1 protein-coding gene and 1 pseudogene are annotated in these 1,583 nt (G+C 53.6%); both read right to left on the reverse strand.

Annotated features, from left to right (window positions below; all coding sequences use genetic code 11):
- Positions 1-131 precede the first annotated feature (131 nt).
- Positions 132-350 (reverse strand): annotated as a pseudogene (locus tag NH195_RS20970) (transposase); the annotation flags it as partial.
- Between the two features lie 40 nt (positions 351-390).
- Positions 391-1,520, reverse strand: a protein-coding gene (locus tag NH195_RS15850; RefSeq protein WP_155846026.1) for an IS3 family transposase whose coding sequence is annotated in 2 segments (ribosomal slippage) — positions 391-1,277 and positions 1,277-1,520 — 1,131 coding nt in all. Because the reading frame shifts where the segments join, the coding sequence is not laid out codon by codon here.
- Positions 1,521-1,583 lie beyond the last annotated feature (63 nt).

The following is a 1,583-nucleotide window of genomic DNA, read 5'->3' on the forward strand; positions in this document are numbered from 1 at the left end:
GAAGAATTGAAACAGCAGATCACACACCGATCAAGCACGAGTTTTTCAACAAAATACGCCGTTCTGTTGAAAAACTAACGTTTGCGAATGCAGAAATGGCACTTACAAATTCGGCGCAAGCGTCTTTCTGATCAGGCTTTTCGCATTTGCTGCGGTGCAGGAAAGATCTTGGCCAGTTTTCGGAGGTTTTGGGCGGTGGCGGCGAGGAGGAATTCGTCATTTGCGCCACATGGTCCACGTAATCGAAGCCGGTTCAGGCCAAGGATTCTTTTGAGGTGGGCAAAGAGCATCTCAACCTTCTTTCGCAGCTTCATCGAGATCACATATTGCTCGGTTTTGGCGATCTCGCGAGTGGACCTGTCCCGTTTTCGTGCCGCCCCATGTGCTCGTTTAAGCCACTTTCCGTTCGAATGCGACGGGGCTTTTCCAGCCTAGTGCTGAGTGGCGTCGTCGCGGATTGTAAAACCCGTTGATGTATTCAAAGATCGCCACTTCAGCTTGCCGCCGCGTTTCCCATGACTTGCGCCAGATCAGTTCGGCTTTGATGGTTTTGAAGAACGTTTCGACAGCAGCATTGTCGTAGCAATTGCCCTTGCCGCTCATCGACACCTTGAAGCCATGCTGGCGCAGAAGCTTCTGATAGTCATGTGAACAATATTGCGACCCGCGATCCGTATGATGAATGCAGCCTTTGGGCGGCGCCCGGAAAGCTATGGCCATGTTCAATGCTCGGATCGCTAAGTCGCGTTTCATGCGATTGCTGACTGCCCAGCCGATCACCCGCCGAGAATGCAGGTCAAGAATAACAGCCAGGTAGAGCCATCCTTCTCGCGTCCAGACATAGCTGATGTCGCCCGCCCACTTCTGGTTCGGTTGATCGGCGTGGAAGTCCCGGTTCAGCAGGTTTGGCCCGATGTTGAACGCATGGTTGCTGTCCGTCGTGACCTTGTATTTCTTCGATCTTTCGACCCGGATGCCGTTCTCGCGCATCAAGCGGCCCACACGGCGATGACCGACGTCCAGACCGATCTCCTTCAACTCTTCGGTCATTCGCGGCCTGCCGTAGCTACCAAGGCTCAGGCGGGACTGTTCTTTGATGTGTGCAAGCGTGACCATATCAGATCGTTGTCTGCGACTGGCAGGGCGACTACGGAAGGCCCGCAAGCCACGTGTGCTGACGCCAACGACACTGCATAAACGGTTGGCTGGAAAATGGTTCCTGTGTTCCTCGACAAACCTAAATCTCATTGCTTTAGGCCCGCGAAGAACTGGGTGGCCTTTTTTAGGATTTCCCTCTCCTCCTTGAGAAGCCGGATCTCTCGTCGAAGCCGCTCATTCTCTTTGGCGAGGTCTAAATCCTCTTGTGAAACCACCTTCGTGTCTCGGTGTGCTGTGATCCATTTGTTCAGCGTCGACATGCCAACGCCCAGATCATCAGCCACCTGCTTGCGCGTCAACCCGCTGGTCAGCGCAATACGCACTGCATCTTGGCGAAATTCGTCCGTCCGTTTCAGTCCCATAGTCAGTCTCCTTTGTTCCAGTAAAGGCTATCAAAGGAGCGGCATCAAACCGTGACACGTCCA

Source organism: Celeribacter ethanolicus, assembly GCF_001550095.1.
In the GTDB taxonomy this organism is placed as follows: domain Bacteria; phylum Pseudomonadota; class Alphaproteobacteria; order Rhodobacterales; family Rhodobacteraceae; genus Celeribacter; species Celeribacter ethanolicus.